At 34.8% G+C, this 21,437-nt stretch carries 12 protein-coding genes; 9 read left to right on the top strand and 3 right to left on the bottom strand.

What is annotated here, in order from left to right; all coding sequences use genetic code 11:
* Positions 1 to 28: 28 nt before the first annotated feature.
* Positions 29 to 496 (top strand): CBS domain-containing protein, encoded by a 468-nt coding sequence (locus WHD54_RS07705; protein ID WP_088324742.1) that lies wholly within the window; start codon positions 29 to 31, stop codon positions 494 to 496.
* A gap of 7 nt (positions 497 to 503) precedes the next feature.
* On the opposite strand, the gene WHD54_RS07700 is transcribed toward WHD54_RS07705, so the two are convergent.
* Positions 504 to 857, bottom strand: coding sequence for a hypothetical protein (locus tag WHD54_RS07700; protein ID WP_088324753.1), 354 nt, complete (start codon positions 855 to 857; stop codon positions 504 to 506).
* 159 nt (positions 858 to 1,016) lie between these two features.
* On the opposite strand from WHD54_RS07700, the gene WHD54_RS07695 reads away from it, so the two are divergent.
* The 4 genes from WHD54_RS07695 (at position 1,017) to WHD54_RS07680 (ending at position 3,840) form a co-directional block, all read left to right on the top strand.
* Positions 1,017 to 1,358 carry a single-stranded DNA-binding protein gene (locus WHD54_RS07695; protein WP_088324743.1) on the top strand — a complete coding sequence of 114 codons (342 nt, stop codon included), beginning with the start codon at positions 1,017 to 1,019 and terminating at the stop codon, positions 1,356 to 1,358.
* Between the two features lie 97 nt (positions 1,359 to 1,455).
* Positions 1,456 to 1,923 carry a hypothetical protein gene (locus WHD54_RS07690; protein ID WP_143744279.1) on the top strand — a complete coding sequence of 156 codons (468 nt, stop codon included), beginning with the start codon at positions 1,456 to 1,458 and terminating at the stop codon, positions 1,921 to 1,923.
* A gap of 77 nt (positions 1,924 to 2,000) precedes the next feature.
* Positions 2,001 to 2,924, top strand: coding sequence for a hypothetical protein (locus tag WHD54_RS07685; RefSeq protein ID WP_088324745.1), 924 nt, complete (start codon positions 2,001 to 2,003; stop codon positions 2,922 to 2,924).
* Between the two features lie 157 nt (positions 2,925 to 3,081).
* Positions 3,082 to 3,840: an SDR family NAD(P)-dependent oxidoreductase gene (locus WHD54_RS07680; RefSeq protein WP_088324746.1), complete on the top strand. Its 759-nt coding sequence runs from the start codon at positions 3,082 to 3,084 to the stop codon at positions 3,838 to 3,840.
* Between the two features lie 324 nt (positions 3,841 to 4,164).
* On the opposite strand, the gene WHD54_RS07675 is transcribed toward WHD54_RS07680, so the two are convergent.
* Both WHD54_RS07675 and WHD54_RS07670 read right to left on the bottom strand, forming a co-directional pair.
* Positions 4,165 to 15,549, bottom strand: a complete 11,385-nt coding sequence (locus WHD54_RS07675) for a T9SS type A sorting domain-containing protein (RefSeq protein ID WP_340766747.1) — start codon at positions 15,547 to 15,549, stop codon at positions 4,165 to 4,167.
* Between the two features lie 32 nt (positions 15,550 to 15,581).
* Complete coding sequence (locus WHD54_RS07670; RefSeq protein WP_143744269.1) at positions 15,582 to 16,205, bottom strand: hypothetical protein; 624 nt, start codon at positions 16,203 to 16,205, stop codon at positions 15,582 to 15,584.
* A 1,527-nt stretch (positions 16,206 to 17,732) separates the two neighbouring features.
* On the opposite strand from WHD54_RS07670, the gene WHD54_RS07665 reads away from it, so the two are divergent.
* The 4 genes from WHD54_RS07665 to WHD54_RS07650 all read left to right on the top strand — a co-directional run bounded on the left by WHD54_RS07665 (position 17,733) and on the right by WHD54_RS07650 (position 21,427).
* Positions 17,733 to 17,987, top strand: coding sequence for a type II toxin-antitoxin system Phd/YefM family antitoxin (locus WHD54_RS07665; protein WP_088324502.1), 255 nt, complete (start codon positions 17,733 to 17,735; stop codon positions 17,985 to 17,987).
* 1 nt (position 17,988) lies between these two features.
* Positions 17,989 to 18,246: a Txe/YoeB family addiction module toxin gene (locus WHD54_RS07660; RefSeq protein WP_088324503.1), complete on the top strand. Its 258-nt coding sequence runs from the start codon at positions 17,989 to 17,991 to the stop codon at positions 18,244 to 18,246.
* Positions 18,247 to 18,810: 564 nt separating this feature from the next.
* Positions 18,811 to 19,269, top strand: coding sequence for a (2Fe-2S)-binding protein (locus tag WHD54_RS07655; protein WP_088324504.1), 459 nt, complete (start codon positions 18,811 to 18,813; stop codon positions 19,267 to 19,269).
* Between the two features lie 19 nt (positions 19,270 to 19,288).
* Positions 19,289 to 21,427 (top strand): xanthine dehydrogenase family protein molybdopterin-binding subunit, encoded by a 2,139-nt coding sequence (locus tag WHD54_RS07650; RefSeq protein WP_088324505.1) that lies wholly within the window; start codon positions 19,289 to 19,291, stop codon positions 21,425 to 21,427.
* Positions 21,428 to 21,437: the final 10 nt, after the last annotated feature.

The following is a 21,437-nucleotide window of genomic DNA, read 5'->3' as shown; positions in this document are numbered from 1 at the left end:
CTTTAGAACAAACTAAAACACTAACATTATGGGTATTAAAAGCTTTCAAGGAAAACGAGACAACAGTCAACGTAAAAATGATGAATTAATTTTAGTGTCAGATTATATGACTACCAACTTAATTACGTTTAAAGCAACCGATTCTTTAGACCATGTAATTGCACAACTTATTACCTATAAAATTTCTGGTGGACCTGTTGTAAATGATAAAAACGAACTTATTGGTATTATTTCTGAAACCGATTGTATTAAGCATATTTCTGAAAGCAAATATTATAATATGCCTTCAGACACCAATAATACTGTGGGAAAATATATGGTAACTGCGGTTGATACGATTGATAAAAATATGAATATTTTCGATGCTGCTTTTAAGTTTATTTCATCACATAGAAGAAGATTTCCTGTTGTAGAAAACGGAAAATTAATTGGTCAGCTGAGCCAGAAAGACGTATTAAAAGCAGCTATTAAAGTAAAAGGGAATACCTGGAAATAGCCCTATGTTACGCCTCTTTCCGAATTAACAAAAAAGTGTCATTTTCTAATGCTAAATACCCCTCGTTATATACATAAAAATAGGTGTTGCCAGTTTTAGTTGTATAAATAGATGTAAAAAAATGAAAATCGAAACCTTTGTCGTATAATTTGTTTCTGGTAACTTTTGTTTTACCAGAAACATTTACATCAGCTAAAATTTTATAATTTTTTCTAAGACGATTATTTATGTTTCTAATTAAATTTTTACTGTCTTTATGTATTCGATTATTATAAGTATTTCTACAATAATCGCTACAAAATTTCTTATCTATTCTACCTTTAACAGATTCTTTGCATTCTAAACATTTTCTAGTTTCCATTGGGTAAAGATACATAAAATTATCCGTTTACAAACGACTACAAATAATTACAACCGAAAGTAATTGTTTTGTAACCGAATAAAAGAAGGGATGCATCGCAACTTTGCAGTGTTGAAACGAATCAACAATAACTAATAATAATTTTTAAAAACTTATCTTATGAATACGTTAAGAAACAAAGTACAATTAATTGGTAGACTAGGTCAAGAACCAGAAATAGTAACCTTTAAAGACGGTAACAAAATGGCTAAATTTTCATTGGCAACAGATGATAGTTACAAAAACAAAGAAGGCCATAAAGTAGAACGTGCTTATTGGCACAACATTGTAATCACTGGCGGATTGGTATCTGTTGTAGAAAATTATGTGAAAAAAGGGCAAGAAATAGCCGTTGAAGGAAAACTTACAAACAGATCATATGATACCAAAGAAGGAGAAAAAAGATATATTACTGAAATAATGGTACATGACTTACTACTTTTAGGCGCTAAACAATCTTAATTCATTAAATGAAAGGCAAAAGTTAATTTACACGTAACTTTTGCCTTTTTTAAATTGGTATAATAATTGGTATATTGTTGGTATTAAAATGTTTAAAATGAAATACCTATTCGCTGTCATTACAATTATTGGTTTTGTAAATTGTAAATCGCACAGTATTCAAACCAAAACTCCATTTAAAGTAGTCGATGCTTTTTACTTCAAAGAAATAGGCTTTAAAGAAAATACAAAAGATTTTACGCTAGAAATACAACTAACACAAAATACGAATCAGTATTTTGACTCTATTTTCTATAAAAATAAGAAAACTAAAATACTTACTATTAAAACCGGAAAAATTACAAGACTTCTTGGTTATTTCAAGCATCCCAAAAAAACACAAAATTTGATAATGGATGCCAATTCAATTAAAGAACTAAAAAATACGATTCCCGCCATCGAAAAAAGTCCTTTTAAACTCAAAGAAAATGAAGCAATCATATCTTACTTTGTCGGAAAGAAGAAAAAATACTTCAAAATAAAATCGGTAAAAAAGAGATTTCGAAAAGCACACATTATTCATTGATACCAATAAAAATACCTACTAAAATTTTTTGGCACGCATTTTGAAAACTTTTAAATAGAACTTTTAAAACAGTGCTTATGAAAACTTTAAAACTACACTTCGTATTATTTTTAATTATAATTAGTTTAGGCGCTTGTAGAAACTCACTAGATGTTCGTATTAGAAATACACCACCAACTTTAGAAGAAATTGTTGCTGGATACGATATTTGGTATGTAGATTATCATAGAACTATTGGTAACAATGATGTTCCTTTTGTTTCAAAAGCTTTTACATTGTCTTTTTTAAACGGCATTTTGTATGCAAACAATAATATTGCAGATATCGGTATTACAGGAAACGGTTTAGGAATTGAAGTAGGAAACTACGCTACTTTTAACGGAGTATTAGAAACCAATCATATTTTAGATGGTATTCATGATTTTGAGGTAACCGTAATTTCTCCAAATGAAATAAAATTATATAATTTTAGAAGAAATACAAGCTACTTTTTAATAGGTTACGCAATTAATAATTTCGATTACGACACACTATTTTATGAAAACATAGAATATCTTTTGCAAGAATACCAAGCATGGGAAAAAACAGAAACGGTAGGCGGATCATCAAATCCGTTTGATGCAGAAAACTACTTGCAATTTACTCCAGAAAACAATACAACCTTTTATAGCTCTAAAAGTGCTATTGGTGCACCAATTTCAGCTATTGATTGGAGTTATATTGGTACCTATGAAATATTTGATATAATAGGATTTGAAAATCTTAAATTTTTAACATTGAATTATGATAGTGGAGATATCGAAGAATTTGAATTAACCGTTATTGATGATAACTATATTTCTTTGTACAACGTAAACTCAAAAACCACCTACAAATTTGAAGGTTTAGGGTTTATACAATACAAAAAAAGTTCAAAAAACAGCAAAAAACAGTCTAATAGCCTAAGAAATTCTAATAGAAAACGTACTAAAATACACAGAAAGCAACTACATAAAAGATAGTAAAGTAAAGTTTGGTTAGTTGATTTTTAATTGGCTTTAAAGTTGCCAATTAAAGGAAAACCGTTCGTAAAAGAACGGTTTTTTTGTTCATATTTATTTTACAAATGAAGTAGTAGATTCAAAATCATTGTACTGTTTTTTTACTATTTTTATAAGTATGAATAAAACAGCTTTTATAACTGGTGCTACCTCTGGAATTGGTAGAGCCACAGCATCAATATTTGCTCAAAATAATATTCGATTAATTCTTTGTGGTAGAAGAAAAGACCGTTTAGAAGAATTACAAATTACCCTTGGTAAACTTACTGAGGTCACTACCTTATCATTTGATGTTTCTAATAGAAAAGAAGTAGAAAATGCCATAAAAAGCATTCCGGAAAATTTTAAACAGATAGATATTCTCATAAACAATGCTGGTAACGCTCACGGATTATCTTCTATACAAAATGGCGATATAAATGACTGGGAAGCCATGCTAGACATTAATGTAAAAGGACTGCTATATGTTTCTAAAGCGATAATTCCACAAATGATTGAAAGAAACAACGGTTTTATAGTAAATATTGGTTCCATTGCTGGCAAAGAAGTATATGCCAATGGCAATGTTTATTGCGCCTCTAAACATGCTGTAAATGCCTTAAACAAAAGTATGAGACTCGACTTAAATAATTATAATATTAGAGTATCTGCCATTCATCCTGGTGCTGTAGAAACTGAATTTTCTGAAGTTCGTTTTAAAGGTGATACCAAAAAAGCGGCGGCTGTTTATGATGGATACGATCCGCTGATAGCAAAAGATATTGCAGACATTATTTACTTTGTTATTTCTAGACCTTCTCATGTAAATATTGAAGATTTAGTAGTGTACCCAACCGCACAAGCTAGCGCAAGTGTAATTCGTAAAAACAAAGAATAATTATCTACAATCTCTATAATAAATTCTCTCACTACAACCGTTAAATTCACTCGGATTTACAATCAATAAAAACCATCTAATATTTACCCATTTGTAAATTCAAGTAGTATTGGAGTACGTAAAATACTATCGAAAGATTTACACTTGTAATACCGATATGCTCTCCAGAACTAGTAACTATTTACATTATGTAGTTCACTCGAAATGCCAAGTTCAAAAAAATAAATAAGGTATTAAAAAAGAGCAACTGTTCAGTTGCTCTTTTTTAATTGATGATATTTATGTGCTGTTAAGCTCTTAAATACCTTATTGTTTTATAATCTTTTATTCGATTACAATCTTTTTCATTGCCACTCCGTTTTCAGTGTTTACATTCACTAAGTACACTCCGGCTGCAACGTTTCTTAATGGTAAACGTACTTCGCTCTCAGAAGTTGTTTGTTTCCATTCTTGGACAGATTGTCCTAAAACAGTGTACAAAGAAACATGGTCTATAACATTGTTTTGCGTATTTACAATAACCAATGCATCGTTAGACTTGTAAACTTGTATAGCTTCTTCTAATAAACTGTTCTCAGGATTGTCTACAGATAATGAACTATTGCTTGAGAAACTTACAAAGAAACGATCTGTATACACGCCTTTGGCTAAAGTTATAGCAACTCCTTGTTTACTTAAAGGATAACTTACCCCTGTAAGTTTATCTTCTATAAACAAGTCTTCTTCAATACCTTCTAACTCATCAATGCTAAATCGAACCTCTCCGTTATAATTCATCACTACTTCTAACGGAACCTCTAAGTCTTTTGTAATGGCCTGAACTCCGGCAATTACAAACTTCTCATCTTGCGTTGGGAATTTCCAATATGCATCTGTTACACCAATATCATAGATCTCACTATCATACCCGCGCTCTACAGCAAAACTATTGCCTTGCTTAAAGGAAATGGCTAACTGACGGTGAAAAGACACTTGGTCTTCACTCAAGTAATCAAATCCTAACTTTAATACTGGCAATCCATTGCTAGATGTACTTGATTTACTAGCCGTTTTCGTTTTCTTTGTCTTGTCTGCACTTTTATAAAAAACACTCGTACTACCCTCCGTTACATAGGTACGTTGTGAGTTGTTAAACGATACAGCACCTCCTGCAGCTCCTTCTATAAAGAAACCTTGACCTATTGGCACAAACATTCCTGGAGCTACATATCCTGTGCCTAAAGCTCCTGCTCGGCCATCGGTTGGTAAAGACGTTTGGTTCGCCGCTACTGCTGCCGATAAGTTAATCGTTGCATAACCTCCAACATAGCCGCCATAATTATGTCCGCTTGTGTTGGTACTAGAGGTATCTGTCTCGCCAACATGTTGCCAGAAATACAAAGTACCTGTGGTAGATGGGTTGTCTTGAATAAACTTTCGAACACTTAATGCAGAGGCATAAGGGTTTCCTACTAAATAAGACTCTCCTGCACCAATAGCAGTCGTTAATGTTCCGTCTTTAGGAGCTCCTTCAAAAGTATAGTTCTGAGCAACGCCTGGTCCTTTCATTATAAACCCATCTGTTGCTGGAATAACACCCGTAGACCCTTTCGAAGCCCAATTAGATACATTCCCCGAAGCACTTGCATAGGTATAAATCCAATATTCAGCAATAGAAATTGGGTCGGTAGCTGCTCCGTCATAGCCGCCTATAAAATTAATATCCTTCGCACCATTGGTATTGTTTGTTCCTAATTTAGTAGTTCCGTCTTTTAAAACATCAGCTACCCTGTATGTATTCTGACCGATAGTGTTTACCGGTGAACTTAAATAGTTGTAACGATACGTACTTGGAACTGTAGAGTTTTGGTCTACCAATAGTTTTCCTAATCCTAAAGTACCACTACTACCTTCGTGCGTTTGTACTAACTGAGCTTTGTTGGTATCGTCGCTACTTACCAAACGAATCTCATCATTGGCTCCTACAATATTTACACTCTCTGAAACCACCAATGCATTATCGCTAATACTAAAGGTACTTCCGTTATCTACTTCTAAGGCTCTTACACCAAATAAGCTTGAGGTAGTATAATCTTCTAAAACGCGTACCTTTCTAGAACGGTCTGGTGTACCATTACTCCAAGCTCCACTCTGATAAACCGTAGGACCTACCTTATGAACTCCTGGTCGCATATTATCTGTAGCCAAAGCGGTATTAATTTCAGATAATAAAGGCGCATGTGGATGTCTCTCTAAAGACGGATCATCTTGATTATCGGTGTAATCAACGATCGCATCATCTATAAATGCTACCCACTCATCGGAAGTATACACCCTATTAGGTTGCGTTACTTCATCTTTTCGAACCCAACTTGTCTTGGCTGGTATTTTTGGTAACACCTCATAACTACCATCGTAAGTATACAACGTACTTGATTTACCTCTCATAAGCGTAATGGTGTAATCGGTAGTAGTTGCTGAAGTTGTAAGAGACATCATTGGGGCAGCTGTATCTGTTACTCCTGAAGCTATATTAGCTACCGCTCCGTTGGTAGATATGATAAACGTTTCTCCTGGTTGTAAAGCATTTGGCTGAGGGAAAAATCCATCAGCATCTTCTCCTGACAAACTACCACTAGGATTTACAAATACTGCTGCCGTTACACCATGTGGTGGTATTACATCGGTAGCATGGGTATTGGTAACCTCTATCCATCTATCTGAGGCTGGATCATCAAACACCTGAGTAATCATACCTACTCCACAAGCACTTGTACTGCCATCTAAAGCATACGTTGTGTAATTGGTATTAAAATAAGTATCTACAACTACAGCAGCAGCCGTATCTACATCTTCTAAAACATTTAAGTATCCGTTGTCTCCTACCGCACCAGAAACCTTGGCATTTGGCATGCTTGTGGTTGTTAACGTACCAGATACTAAATTATCTACATCGCCAGCAACTAATGCATCATGAACTGCAGACTCTAAGGCATCCGGACAATCGTCTCCATCAGAATCTAAATCGAGACTGTTTGGAATCGTATCGCCATCGGTATCTATAGTAGTACTAACTGTTCCTATAAAACCTAGCTCGGTAATTTGAACCAAATCGCTATCTGCTGTCATAATTTCTACTCTTAAATCTTCTACATTATGATAAGCTCTGCTAAACGTAAAGGTTTCTGCAGACTGACCAGCATTTCCTGAAATAGCACCCGAAGAGGTTAAACTTTCTTTATATTCCACACCATCTACAGTAATGTAAACATCGAAGTCTAAAACACTATGGTTGTCGTTTGGACCTGCATCGTTGTGCATGGCAAAACCAGTAACTCGGTCTATATTCTGAACTAAATCTACATTAAGTATAAGCGCAGGATTAAAAATACCTGTTGGTACCGAATTGTTCCATTGTCCAAAGCTTCCTGTTGGCGAATCAAATACAGTATTTCCGTCGAACACACCTGAAGCTCCAGTACCATTAGTTGGGTGAGGAGTTATATTTGACGTTGGATTGCTGTAAAAATCTGGACCAAACAAAAATTGGTTTACATAGTTTGTGTTGCCTTCATGGGTATCTAAAATACCATCGTTATCATCATCTAAATCACAACCATCTGGTACGCCATCATTATCATTATCTGCAGTGTCATCAAAACCATTACAAACATCGGTTATATTTGGTACACCATCGCCATCGTCATCACACTGAACAGATGTTAGGGTATTGTCTAAGGATGTGCCAATGGCTTGTCCGTTGGTTTGATTGGTAACATCAGTAGACAATCCGGTAGTAGCATTGATATTCTGTAATTCGTTATCAGCATCTAAATCGGTTAAGGCAAAACCTTGCCCTCCTTCTATAGCATCGAAACATCCATCGTTGTCAGAGTCTTTATCGAAATAATTTGGAATGGTATCGCCATCGGTGTCTTTACTAATAGTTAACTTATTAAAGAAAACATATGGAGTTCCTGAATTCTGTGTAATCTGTATCTTTTTTACTTGCTCATCAAACCTTAATACTACAGAAGTACTAATTGAAGCCCTAGTAGTATAAGTTGCTGTAGCAGGAGTAACTGTTAGTACTGTGTTTGTGGCATTGAATGACGCTGTTACATCAGAACCAATAGTCGTATGAACAGCATCTGTACGTGCCGCAAAAGAGGCACCTGATGACCCGTTAAACGCATCTAATACTCTGTTGGTTATTAATGGTAACACATTGTCATTTTCATCTAGAAACTGTACCTGAAAATTACCTACATCAATATTTCCTATAACAAGTTCTCCGCTTGCAGGTCTTGAAAAACTATATTCTAAAACAGAAACAACATTATTCGTACGCGGTAAGGTAATAACGGTACCGTCTGCATACAAATCATCTGCAGAACTGTTTGAAGTAATAGTAATAGGACCAAAACTTGATGTTACCCCAGAAACTACTTCTGAACGAATTTCAATAGCATCTGCTCCTGTACCAACCGTTTGTACATATCCTGTAGCGGTTCCATTTGCAACCAATGTGGCATTAAAATCGTTTTCTTTTGCATAATACGTTACCGTTTCTACAGCATCTAAAATACCATCGTTATCATCATCTAAATCACAACCATCTGGTACGCCATCATTATCATTATCTGCAGTGTCATCAAAACCATTACAAACATCGGTTATATTTGGTACACCATCGCCATCGTCATCACACTGAACAGATGTTAGGGTATTGTCTAAGGATGTGCCAATGGCTTGTCCGTTGGTTTGATTGGTAACATCAGCAGACAATCCGGTTGTAGCATTGATATTCTGTAATTCGTTATCAGCATCTAAATCGGTTAAGGCAAAACCTTGCCCTCCTTCTATAGCATCGAAACATCCATCACCATCAGAGTCTTTATCGAAATGATTTGGAATGGTATCGCCATCGGTGTCTTTACTAATAGTTAACTTATTAAAGAAAACATATGGAGTTCCTGAATTCTGTGTAATCTGTATCTTTTTTACTTGCTCATCAAACCTCAATACTACCGAAGTACTAATTGAAGCCCTAGTAGTATAAGTTGCTGTAGCAGGAGTAACTGTTAGTACTGTGTTTGTGGCATTAATTAACGCTGTTACATCAGAACCAATAGTGGTATGAACAGCATCTGTACGTGCCGCAAAAGAGGCACCTGATGACCCGTTAAACGCATCTAATACTCTGTTGGTTATTAATGGTAACACATTGTCATTTTCATCTAGAAACTGTACCTGAAAATTACCTACATCAATATTTCCTATAACAAGTTCTCCGCTTGCAGGTCTTGAAAAACTATATTCTAAAACAGAAACAACATTATTCGTACGCGGTAAGGTAATAACGGTACCGTCTGCATACAAATCATCTGCAGAACTGTTTGAAGTAATAGTAATAGGACCAAAACTTGCTGTTGCCCCAGAAACTACTTCTGAACGAATTTCAATAGCATCTGCTCCTGTACCAACCGTTTGTACATATCCTGTAGCGGTTCCATTTGCAACCAATGTGGCATTAAAATCGTTTTCTTTTGCATAATACGTTACCGTTTCTACAGCATCTAAAATACCGTCGTTATCATCATCTATATCACAACCATCGGGTACGCCATCATTATCATTGTCTGCAGTGTCATCAAAACCATTACAAACATCTACGTTATTTAATACCCCATCATTGTCATCGTCACATTGAGCTGAAGTTGTGCTAGCATCGGTACTTGTACCTATTGCTTGGCCTGTTCCTGCAGCAGCTGGTATTCCTGTACTAGCAATAGGTGCAGTGTAGGTTAATTGACCGTTGCTATCTACATTGCTTAAGGTAAATGTACCGGCACCTTCTATGGCATCGAAACAACCATCGTTGTCGGAATCATTGTCTTGGGTATTTGGCAGACCATCTCTATCGGTATCACATTCAATTGATAAATTGTGAAATAATAATCTACCTGACACTGTAGAAGTGGTGTTGTTTCCATTTAATCCGAAAACATAAGTATTTGTTGTATACGTTGAATAATACTGTACTAGCCAATTGCCAGGAAATGCATCTGAAGCACTATTTGTAGGGTCTTTAGGACCAAAATAATTATAGGTATTTGTTGGTGAAAAACTAACACTAGATAGTTTTCTTAAAGAAGCACCTATTATTTGATTGTTGTAGTTGGCTGTACTTATACTACCTTGTACTTCGTAAAATGCTGCATTTGCCCCATCAATATCTCTCATTACAGAAATTACATTAGGTATGGCAACTCCTGAAGAAGTTGGTCCTGCTCCTGAGGGTACAATTTTAAACGAATACTCGATAAATGGGTTTTCTTGCGGATTCGAATTGTTGATTCTTAACTCGCCCATACTGGTAATTTCTAAATTACCTGTAGGAATACTTTCTGTAACTATAGTTACCAAAACATCGTAAGAATTACCTAAGTAGGTTAATGCATTGGCACTTCTTAACACGTCTCCTGTTGTTAAATCGTTAGCAGTACCAGAAACTACTGTTAAATTGTGTGCGAAAATATTCATTGATAATGGTGGGCATTCTACACTATCTAAAATTCCATCATTATCATCATCTAGGTCACAACCATCTGGTACGCCGTCATTATCATTGTCTACCGTATCATCAGAACCTAAACATTGGTCTACGCCATTTAACACGCCATCGCCATCATCGTCACATTGTGCAGACGTTTGAGTTGCATCGATACTTGTACCTATTGCTTGGCCTGCGCCTGCAGCAGCTGGTATTCCTGTACTAGCAATAGGTGCTGTATACGTTAATTGTCCGTTGCTATCTACATCACTTAACGTAAATGAACCGGCACCTTCTATGGCATCGAAACAACCGTCGTTGTCGGAGTCGTTGTCAAAAATATTTGGTGTGGTATCATTATCGGTATCTGTCATCGGCTTCAAAAAGAAATCGAATCTTGTAAGGTCTGGACCAGCTGCAGTAGTAAAAATTTGTAATTGTCTAACTGCTCCGTTAGAGTAATAACTTACACTACCACTTTGAGATAAGGTATTAGAAGTATTCTCGGCACCATATTCATTTTCATTTTCATAAAAAGAAGAACCAGTTGGTGGTGAGGCAAAACTAGTAAAGGATTCTCCGTCTAACAATCGGAAACCTCTTCTAGAATTTGCAGGAATTTCATATCCAAATCGAACCCATGCAGATACGGGTACTGTACCTGAGAAAGTAATAATTACATTATCGGCTGCAGTAAGACCTAACTGATTATAAGTAGGCCCTCCAGAAACATCTGTAATACTAACTAACACACTACCAGCAGGCAAGTTTAAATCGCTACTAACATCAAAATTAGTAATTGTTTGATTGGTATCAGTAGTAGATAACCCAAAAGTGTTACGATCAAATCCTGTTATATCACTTGCTCCATTGTGTTCTACAGAGTCTAAAATACCATCATTATCATCATCTTGGTCACAGGCATCGGGTACGCCATCATTATCATTATCTGCAGTATCATCGAAACCTAAACATTGGTCTACGCCATTTAATACCCCATCATTGTCATCGTCACATTGAGCTGAAGTTGTGCTAGCATCTGTAGAAGTACCTGTAGTTTGACCACTGGCACCAACATCACTAGATAACCCTGTGGTAGTATTTATATTTTGTAATTCGTTGTCTGCATCTAAAGCGGTTAGCAATAAGTTATCGCCTCCTTCTAAAGCATCTGGGCAACCATCGTTATCGGAGTCTTTGTCGAAATAATCTGGAATGCAGTCATTATCAGTATCCAAATCACTAATCAAAGAAATAGCTTTTAAACCAAAATCATCATTACCACTTATCAATGTAAATGTTAAATCTCCATTATTTGAAACATTTGTTGGTAGATTAAAAGTAATATCTTGTTCAACATGAGAAATTAAATTAAGATCAGTATTACCAGTTGCACCGTTAAAATACTCTATTTCAACTTCAGTATTACTTCCATTTTGTGTAGTAAATGTAACATACGTAATACCTCCGTAAGATATTGAGAGTTGGCTTGATAAACCTGCGCCAGATGAACTATTCCTGCCATTGAAATCTTCCAAAATAACTTGAATATTACTTTGTCCACAAGGGTTGATATTGGTAAGGGACTGAGTTAATGTTTGTGTAGTGTTTTCTGCATGAAATCTTATACCCGCTGGTAATCTATAAACTACACCATTAGAAAGGGTCCAACCTGGTACAGATGAAGTATTACCAGTTGTTGTACTTGATAAATCTCCTTGATTTACAAAATTAAAAGAATCATACCCCTCGTCTAAATCTAATATCCCATCGTTATCATCATCTATATCACAACCATCGGGTACGCCGTCGTTATCATTGTCTGCGGTATCATCGAAACCATTACAAATATCGTCTACATTAGGAACTCCATCACCATCATCATCACATTGGTCTGCTTTAGTGGTATCATCTGTAGAAGTACCCACCGTTTGCCCACTTGCTCCTACATCTGAAGACAAGCCTGTTGTCGTATTTATATTTTGTAATTCGTTGTTTGCATCTAAAGCTGTTAACAATAAGTTATCGCCACCTTCTAAAGCATCCGGGCAACCATCGTTGTCGGAGTCTTTGTCTAGATGATTCGGTATATTGTCATTATCGGTATCCAAATCTATTTGTACACTACCTACAAAACCTAGCTCGGTAATTTGAACTCTTGGATCATCTGCTGTCATAATTTCTACTCTTAAATCTTCTACATTATAGTAAGACCTACTAAACGTAAAGGTTTCTGCAGACTGACCAGCATTTCCTGAAACTTGACCATTAGACGTTAAACTTTCTTTATATTCCACACCATCTACAGTAATGTAAACATCAAAGTCTAAAACACTTTGCCCATCTAAACCTGCATCGTTGTGCATGGCAAAACCAGTAACTCGGTCTATATTCTGAACTAAATCTACATTAAAAACTAACGGTGTGGTAAAAACACCTGTAGCATTACCTGTAGTCCAATCTCCAAAACTATCTGAAGGAGAGTTATAGACTGTAGCTCCATCAAAAACACCAGCAACACCAGTACCATTAGTTGGGTGAGGAGCTATACTTTCTGTTGGATTGATGTAAAAGGTGGGCCCGAAAAGAGCTTCATTGGTATATATTGCATCTACTTCATCAATGTTTAAAATACCATCGTTATCGGCATCTACATCACACTCATCTGGTACGCCATCTTGGTCTAAGTCTGCAGTATCATCAAAACCATTACAAATATCTACCCCGTTTAATACCCCATCATTATCATCATCACATTGTGCAGAAGTTTGGGTAGCATCTACAGAAGTACCTATAGTTTGACCACTTGCACCAACATCACCAGACAAACCTGTGGTAGTATTTATATTTTGTAATTCGTTGTCTGCATCTAAAGCTGTTAACAGTAAGTTATCGCCACCTTCTAGTGCATCTAAGCAACCATCGTTGTCGGAGTCTTTGTCGAAGTAGTCTATTATGGTATCACCATCAGTGTCTGCACACAACCCTACAGCAAAACGAAAGCTATTATTAGAACCTGTAGTTAAGAGTGACTCATGCTCTACTTGAATTTCATCAATAGGTACCAAAGTTGTTATTGAAAATTCTGCAGAGGCGTTACTACTTCCTGTTATTGAAATACTATTTCCATTAGTAGTAATTATTGCATCTGCTGAAGAATTTACTACCCATATATTTGAACTTGTAGAGACTCCTACAGCTGTAAATGTTACCAAATCATCATCTCTTAAATAAGATAATTCGCCACTTAAGGTTGTAAGTAACGGTTTTACAGGAGTATCGAAAAGCATATCGACTGTGTAAGAAGTATTTGCAACAGAGCCTGAGGCGTCATCTATTCTTAAATACCTATCTGAAGCACCGTTAGCAGACACAATCATACCTGTTGGGTTGCATTTTTTAGCTACGGGTGCTTCTAAAGTTAGTGTAGCATTTGCAGTACCTCCGTTATATATGGTATTGAAAGTTAACGCAGAGCCTCCTACACCTATACCATTAGATGCTCCAGAAATAGTACTGAAATCTAAAAATTGGTTTACACATTCATTTACATCTAAAATGCCATCATTATCATCATCTACATCACAACCATCGGGTACACCATCTAGGTCGTTGTCATCATTATCATCGAAACCATTACAAACATCGCTTATATTTGGTACACCATCGCCATCATCATCACATTGGTCTGCTTTAGTGGTATCATCTGTAGAAGTACCTATAGTTTGACCGCTTGTTCCTACATCTGAAGACAAGCCTGTTGACGTATTTATATTTTGTAATTCGTTGTCTGCATCTAAAGCTGTTAACAATATGTTATCGCCTCCTTCTAAAGCATCCGGGCAACCATCGTTGTCGGAGTCTTTGTCTAAATAATTTGGTTGTGCATCTCCATCTGTATTTAACAGAAGTGTGTATTCTATTTTATCAATACCTAAAAATACATCTATAGTAGAGCCAGTTCCTGCTACTGTTTCATTGGTTGGTAAGAAAATTAGTCTATCGTATGTATTAACCGTTGTAAACTGAACACTAAACTCTTGAAAACTAGAAGTATTACTAATTAATGAAGTTCTCCCTAAGAAATCAACTCCGGTTTGAGTTGCCATTGAATTAGAGTCAGAACTTGCTGTAAGTGTTGGGGTTGTTGACCCTGTTGTAACTCCAAAAACATCAAAATATCCTGAACCCGGAAATAAACTTGGCCAATTAAATTTATGTGCTAAGAAAGAAATTTTGGATGGTTGACCCGCATTAATTATTTCACTTGGATCTAGCGTTATTAAAAGACCTTCTTGTGGGTATGTTCCACTACTATGCAAACCTCCATAAGAACTACCTTGTGAAGCAGCAATTTGCCCATTTACAGGAGTACCTTGTGAACTAGTAAAATACCCTATAGGTGGACCTAAAGAAGTTACTTGAGAAGTTGCAGGTGTAAAAGCAACATCAAAATTATCGAAACCACTATTGGTAGCTGTAGATGGAGACTCAAAATTTTCGACTGGAATTATTTGTTGTTCATTTACATCTAATATCCCATCATTATCATCATCTACATCACAGGCGTCTGGTACGCCATCTAGGTCGTTGTCATCATTATCATCGAAACCATTACAAACATCGTTTACATTAGGAACTCCATCGCCATCATCATCAATAGCACATTGTAAAGAAGACGTTGTATTATCTAAAGAAGCTCCAATTGTTTGACCGCTTGCACCTACATCAGAAGATAGTCCTGTGGTAGCATTTATGTTTTGTAATTCGTTGTCGGCATCTAAAGTTGTAAGCGATAAAGTATCGCCTCCTTCTAAAGCATCTGGGCAGCTATCGTTGTCGGAGTCTTTGTCTAAATGGTTTGGTGTATTATCTCCGTCTGTATCTAAGTAAGGAAGTATAGAAACACTCTCTATAGATACTGTTTCTGGATTACTAGCACCACTTTTAATAATATTAATATATAAAGTTGCATTGTTCTGATAACTAGCATCTGGAATAAAAATTTGAAAATCTTGTTTTGTATTATGTGCAAAACTAGCTGGTAAAGTTGTAGTTACATTGGAAAATTCAGTAACTGTTACACTACCTACAGATGGCCCTGAACTGCTTGATAAAATAGCTCTAAATAATCCGTTAGAACCAGTATTACTTGTACCATACGCAAAAAACACCTCTGTTTCTTCGCTGGTGCCTCCTGTAGAGTTTACTGAAATAAAAGTCCTTTAACATCTATTTTAAAACCGATACCTGTTTGGTTTGCCCCTGTAACTGACTGTAAAATAGTTTGACTAGTACCTACATTGTCAAATTCTATTCCGTTGCTTGCTGTAAGATCTACAGTTCCTACATCTAAAGTCCAACCTGGCACAGTACTGGCTGCAGTAGCAGGCGTTGTTGCGGTAAAATCTCCTTGAGCTATTGGATTGTTTGCTTCGTACTCATCTGTATCTAGTATTCCGTCGTTATCATCATCTAAATCTTCTCCATTACAAACACCGTCTCCATCGAAATCATCAAACGCTTCTGTTCCGCCAACAGTTCCTCCACAAGCAAAAGGTGCTGCACTTGAGAATGAGGTTGCTTTTTTTGCTGCTTGGTTTGTAACTTTACTATTAACAAATGTTGATTTTTTTGAAGTAGCAACCGCTTGCACCTCCTTTGAATTTGAACTTATAAAGTATGTACGAATTTTTACCAAATAATTTATTGGAAATAAAGAATTTGAGATTTGTACTGGTGATGTAGCTGATTTTGTGACTGCAAAAGAATTCTGAGAAAACTGCATACACAACATTATTAAAACCAAAGAAAGTAGTTTTTGTTTCATCTTAAACTTATTTTTGTTTTTTTCAAACATTAATATGATATCACTTATTGTGAATTGACTATGCTGAATAGCCTTACAAATTTAAATTTTTGGGGAAGTGCGCAAATTTAGTTAAAAAAATATTAAATACCTACAAATACAAACATTAAGCAAATATCTATTTAATTTTAACTTTTGTTTTTAAAAAAAATTACACAACTCCTTTATTTTCTATAATTTTCGACTAATAACAGTAAATTTTATAAAATACAAAATTAAAGTAATCATAGTTTTTAATTATTAAAATATAGGTTATTTACGGATTGAAATCGGTAAAAGTGCTTTTTAGTTCGGTAAAGTGCTATCATATAGTATTTTAAAATAGGGTTATTTAAGGTGTTTTTTGTGAAAAACAACTTTGTAGTTCTTTTCTTTTTAGATGCTCAGTTTATTTTCGTAATGCTCAAACAGCCTATAATTTCTGACGCATTTTTATGGCAAATTTTACGCAAAAAATTTCTATGCCAGTGTTAGCTTGTTAATAAGGTAAAAGATTTAGAGTTCATTAATAACACTTTTGGGCTTTATATCTTTTTTGCATCGCTCAAAAAGAAACAAAAAAGGCTAGGCTTGAAAATTGTTGCTAAATTTTTTATGCTATGCGATACATTATAGGAACTCGCACCACTACTTTTTGATTTGGTAGGTTTATTCTCTTAATGCTCAAACAGCCTATAATTTCTGACGTATTTTTATGGCAAATTTTACGCAAAAAATTTCTATGCCGGCGTTAGCTTTATAATATTGTAAAAGATTTAGAGTTCATTAATAACACTTTTGGGCTTTATATCTTTTTTGCATCGCTCAAAAAAGAAACAAAAAAGGCTAGGCTTGAAAATTGTTGCTAAATTTTTTATGCAATGCGATACATTATAGGAACTCGCACTACTACTTTTTGATTTGGTAAGTTTATTTTCGTAATGCTCAAACAGCCTATAATTTCTGACGCATTTTTATGGCAAATTTTACGCAAAAAGTTTCTATGCCGGTGTTAACTTGTTAATAATGTATAAGATTTTAGAGTTCAATAATAATGCTTTTAAACTTTATATCTTTTTTGCATTGCCAAAAAAAGAAACAAAAAAGTCTAGGCTTGAAAATTGTTGCTAAATTTTTTATGCAATGCGATACATTATAGGAACTCGTACTACTACTTTTTGATTTGGTAAGCTTATTTTCGTAATGCTCAAACAGCCTATAATTTCTGACGCATTTTTATGGCAAATTTTACGCAAAAAGTTTCTATGCCGGTTTTGGCTTATTAATAATGTAAAAGATTTGGGGTTCATTAATGACGCTTTTAGGCTTTATATCTTTTTTGCATTACTCAAAAAAGAAACAAAAAAGGCTAGGCCTGAAAATTGTTGCTAAATTTTTTATGCAATGCGATAAATTACAGGAACTCGCACTACTACTTTTTGATTTAATAGATAATGATTGTAAAATTTAAAATTTGTACATATATTTGTACATATATAAAACATTAATATGCTAATAACTACAGTTTCTGATTTTAGAAAAGACATTAAATCATACTTAGACCGAGTAGTAAAAAACTTTGAAACTTTAATAATCAATCGTGGAAAAGATGCCGGAATCGTAGTAATGTCTTTACAAGAATACAATTCCTTAATGGCAACAAATCACGAATTATCCTCTCGGAAAAATGAATTAAGATTAGATACTGCGATTGAAAAACTAAAAAAAGGTACTAGTTTTAACAAAGATTTAATCGAAAATTGAAATGAAGTATATATTCGTTGACGAGTCTTGGGAAGATTATTTATTTTGGCAAAAAACTGATAAAAAGAAAGTTAAAAAAATAAATGAACTTCTAAAAGATATTGCACGAAATCCTTTTGATGGACTTGGAAAACCAGAACCCTTAAAACATAAATATGCTGGATTTTGGTCTCGAAGAATAGACAGTGAACACAGACTTATTTATCAATTTAGAGAGGGAGAAATATTAATAGCGAAATGCAGATTTCATTACGATTAAAAAGTGTATTCATACTTTTTTTAAAATTTTACGCAAAAATTTTCTATGCCAGTGTTAACTTCTTAATAAGGTAAAAGATTTAGAGTTCATTAATAATGCTTCTAAGCTTTATATCTTTTTTGCATTGCCAAAAAAAGAAACAAAAAAGGCTAGGCCTGAAAATTGTTGCTAAATTTTTTATGCAATGCGATAAATTATAGGAACTCGCACCACTACTTTTTGATTTGGTAAGTTTATTTTCGTAATGCTCAAACAGCCTATAAATTCTGACGCATTTTTATGGCAAATTTTACGCAAAAAATTTCTATGCCGATTTTAGCTTGTTAATAAGGTAAAAGATTTAGAGTTCATTAATAATGCTTTTAAGCTTTATAACTTTTTTGCATTGCTCAAAAAAGAAACAAAAAAGGCTAGATTGTTAAAAAATTTTGATTTTCTGAGGAATTTAAATTGGTATATCAAGAAAAAAATAAAAAAGTTACTATAGCGTATCGTTTATAAAAGTCACTGAGTAAATATCTTAGCATTTATTTTTGTATCTTTCGATAATAAAAATAACTTTTTATGCCTAAATACTCATTAAACATCAACGGAAAAAAAGTATTAGTAGACGCCGATGCAGATACTCCCTTATTATGGATACTAAGAGATGAATTGGATTTAGTAGGTACCAAATTTGGTTGTGGTATTGCACAATGTGGTGCTTGTACAGTGCATTTAAATGGTAAATCTGCTAGAAGCTGCCAGCTACAAATTAGTATTTTAGAAGGGGCAGAAATTACGACTATAGAAGGATTGTCGGAAGCTGGAAATCATCCTGTACAAGAAGCATGGAAAACACTAGATGTAGCACAATGTGGTTATTGCCAATCTGGTCAAATAATGACAGCTGCTGCGTTTTTATCAGAAAATAAAAATCCGAATGAAAAAGAAATAAGAGAAGCTATGCATGGAAATATTTGTCGATGTGCCTCTTATAATAGAATTGAAAAAGCAGTAAAATTGGCTTCAGAAAAAATATAACACCTTTTAAAACGAATCTATGAAACTACAAACAACAACAAATTTTAGTCGTAGAAACTTTTTAAAAACATCGTTTTTGGCAAGTGGTGGACTTCTAATAGGTTTTAATCTCTTAACAGCTTGCAAAGATACTGCTGTAATGCCTGTAGATATTTCTCAACTAAATTTTAATGATTTTAATGCTTTTATTAAAATTTCAGACGAAGGTTATATTACCATTTATTCTCCAAATCCAGAAATAGGTCAAGGTGTTAAAACTTCGATGCCTATGATTATTGCCGAAGAACTAGAAGCAGATTGGAGTAAAGTAACCGTTGCACAAGGTATTTTAGATACTAATAACTATACCAGGCAAGTAGCTGGTGGAAGTCAATCTATTAGAAGTAGTTACACCGCTTTAAGGCAAACAGGAGCCACAGCCAAACAAATGTTAGTAAATGCTGCTGCCTTAAAATGGCAAGTTCCCGCAGAAACGCTTAGTGTTTCTAAAGGTATTATAACCAATAAAAATGGCGATACTTTTCATTATGGAAATCTTGTAAAAGAAGCCTCTGTATTAGAAATTCCTGAAAATGTAAGGCTTAAAAATGAAGAAGATTTTACCATTATTGGTACTGATAAAATTAATGTTGATATCGATAAAATTGTAACCGGAAAGCATTTATTTGGTATTGATTATAAAGCACCTGAAATGCTTTATGCAAGTGTTTTAAGACCACCTGCTTTTGGAAACTCTCTTATTTCTTATGATGCTGAAGAGACAAAAAAAATAAAAGGAGTTGTAAAAGTAATATCATTTGGAGATAAAATTGCAGTTTTAGCTACCTCTACATGGATTGCCATGAAAGGTAAAAAAGCGCTCGCTGCAAAATGGAAAACATCCCCTAAATTAGAGTCTACAGAAAAACACCACACTGTTCTTACAGATATTTTAAATAGTAAGAAGTTGGCTGTAAGAAGAGAAGACGGCAATGTTGAAAAAGCGTTTAAAAATGCAGATATTGTTGTAGAAAGAACATATAGCGCGCCATTTTTACCTCATAACTGTATGGAACCAATGAACTTTTTTGCTCATGTTACCGACCAAAAAATACACTTAGTAGGTCCTATACAAACACCTGCTTGGACAGCCAACAGAGTCGCCAAATTATTAGACAGAAAACTAGAGGATATTCACCTAGAAATGACAAGAATGGGCGGTGGATTTGGAAGAAGATTGTATGGCGATTTTGCACTTGAAGCAGCAGAAATAGCCAATATTGTACAAAAACCTGTTCAAGTACTTTATTCTAGAGAAGATGATATGACAGCAGGAACCTACAGACCAGCTACAAAGTACCGGATAAAAGCAGCTTTAAAAGATGGTAAAATAACTGGTTACCACTTAAAAGAGGCAGCAATTAACGGAAATATGTATGGCACAATTCCGAATTTTTTCCCTGCGGGATGCATTCCGAATTACAAAGTAGAAACAGGTAGCTACACTAGTAATATAACTACTGGCGCATGGAGAGCACCATACACCAACTTTCTTGCATTTGCCGAGCAGTCTTTTTTTGATGAACTTGCCAAAACCTTAAAAAAAGATGCTATTGAACTGCGTTTAGAGCTTTTACAAAAAGTAAAAAATACTTCGGACAAAAGAATAGAATATTCTGGAGAACGAATGGAAAAAACAATACAATTAGTTCGAGAAAAAGGCAACTGGGGCACCACTAACCCTGGCACATACCAAGGTTTTGCCGCTTATTACAGTCATAATACTCATGTTGCAGAAATTGCAGAAATTGCATTAGAAAATGGTTTTCCAGTGATAAAAAAAGTAACGGTAGCAGTAGATTGTGGTGTAGTTGTGAACCCTACTGGCGCAAAAAATCAGATTGAAGGTGGCGTTTTAGATGGTATTGGTCATGCAATGTTTAGCGATTTTTCTTTTGAAAACGGAAAACCAACTCATAAGAATTTTGATACCTATCGACTTATTAGAATGAAAGAAACACCCAAAGTAGAAGTTTACTTTGTGCCTAGTAAATTAGCTCCGACAGGTTTGGGAGAGCCTGGTTTACCTCCAGCTGGCGCTGCTGTGGCAAATGCAATACATGCTGCTCTGGGTAAAAGAATGTATGCCCAGCCATTTGTAAAAGAATTAGCTTCGTAAATCGGCAACT

The sequence above is a fragment of the Polaribacter tangerinus genome (assembly GCF_038024095.1).
GTDB lineage: Bacteria > Bacteroidota > Bacteroidia > Flavobacteriales > Flavobacteriaceae > Polaribacter > Polaribacter tangerinus.
Note: the sequence above shows the minus strand (reverse complement) of the source record. Positions and strands in the feature narration are given on the sequence as shown.